Annotated in this window: 1 rRNA gene; it reads left to right on the forward strand. The window is 52.4% G+C overall.

Going from position 1 to position 1,698, the window contains the following annotated elements:
* Nucleotides 1–112: 112 nt before the first annotated feature.
* Nucleotides 113–1,655: ribosomal RNA gene (locus ABIC79_RS25585) — 16S ribosomal RNA — on the forward strand.
* Nucleotides 1,656–1,698: the final 43 nt, after the last annotated feature.

Consider the following 1,698-nt stretch of genomic DNA (forward strand, 5'->3'; position numbering starts at 1 on the left):
TCGGTGGCAAAAAATATCAAGTCTTAGAGTGACCAAGCAGTAATTCATTTAGTTGAATTATTACGAAGTAATCTCTGAGCACCGCTTCACTTGTTGAAGCAAATCGAACTTTTAATTGAAGAGTTTGATCATGGCTCAGATTGAACGCTGGCGGCAGGCCTAACACATGCAAGTCGAGCGGCAGCGGAAAGTAGCTTGCTACTTTGCCGGCGAGCGGCGGACGGGTGAGTAATGTCTGGGAAACTGCCTGATGGAGGGGGATAACTACTGGAAACGGTAGCTAATACCGCATGACCTCGAAAGAGCAAAGTGGGGGATCTTCGGACCTCACGCCATCGGATGTGCCCAGATGGGATTAGCTAGTAGGTGAGGTAATGGCTCACCTAGGCGACGATCCCTAGCTGGTCTGAGAGGATGACCAGCCACACTGGAACTGAGACACGGTCCAGACTCCTACGGGAGGCAGCAGTGGGGAATATTGCACAATGGGCGCAAGCCTGATGCAGCCATGCCGCGTGTGTGAAGAAGGCCTTAGGGTTGTAAAGCACTTTCAGCGAGGAGGAAGGCATCATACTTAATACGTGTGGTGATTGACGTTACTCGCAGAAGAAGCACCGGCTAACTCCGTGCCAGCAGCCGCGGTAATACGGAGGGTGCAAGCGTTAATCGGAATTACTGGGCGTAAAGCGCACGCAGGCGGTTTGTTAAGTCAGATGTGAAATCCCCGCGCTTAACGTGGGAACTGCATTTGAAACTGGCAAGCTAGAGTCTTGTAGAGGGGGGTAGAATTCCAGGTGTAGCGGTGAAATGCGTAGAGATCTGGAGGAATACCGGTGGCGAAGGCGGCCCCCTGGACAAAGACTGACGCTCAGGTGCGAAAGCGTGGGGAGCAAACAGGATTAGATACCCTGGTAGTCCACGCTGTAAACGATGTCGACTTGGAGGTTGTGCCCTTGAGGCGTGGCTTCCGGAGCTAACGCGTTAAGTCGACCGCCTGGGGAGTACGGCCGCAAGGTTAAAACTCAAATGAATTGACGGGGGCCCGCACAAGCGGTGGAGCATGTGGTTTAATTCGATGCAACGCGAAGAACCTTACCTACTCTTGACATCCACGGAATTCGCCAGAGATGGCTTAGTGCCTTCGGGAACCGTGAGACAGGTGCTGCATGGCTGTCGTCAGCTCGTGTTGTGAAATGTTGGGTTAAGTCCCGCAACGAGCGCAACCCTTATCCTTTGTTGCCAGCACGTAATGGTGGGAACTCAAAGGAGACTGCCGGTGATAAACCGGAGGAAGGTGGGGATGACGTCAAGTCATCATGGCCCTTACGAGTAGGGCTACACACGTGCTACAATGGCATATACAAAGAGAAGCGAACTCGCGAGAGCAAGCGGACCTCATAAAGTATGTCGTAGTCCGGATTGGAGTCTGCAACTCGACTCCATGAAGTCGGAATCGCTAGTAATCGTAGATCAGAATGCTACGGTGAATACGTTCCCGGGCCTTGTACACACCGCCCGTCACACCATGGGAGTGGGTTGCAAAAGAAGTAGGTAGCTTAACCTTCGGGAGGGCGCTTACCACTTTGTGATTCATGACTGGGGTGAAGTCGTAACAAGGTAACCGTAGGGGAACCTGCGGTTGGATCACCTCCTTACCTCAAGATACGCATTGTGCAGTGTCCACACAGATTGTCTGAT

Origin of the sequence: Rahnella sp. 2050 (assembly GCF_040544515.1) — a bacterium.
Taxonomy (GTDB): Bacteria; Pseudomonadota; Gammaproteobacteria; order Enterobacterales; family Enterobacteriaceae; genus Rahnella; species Rahnella aceris.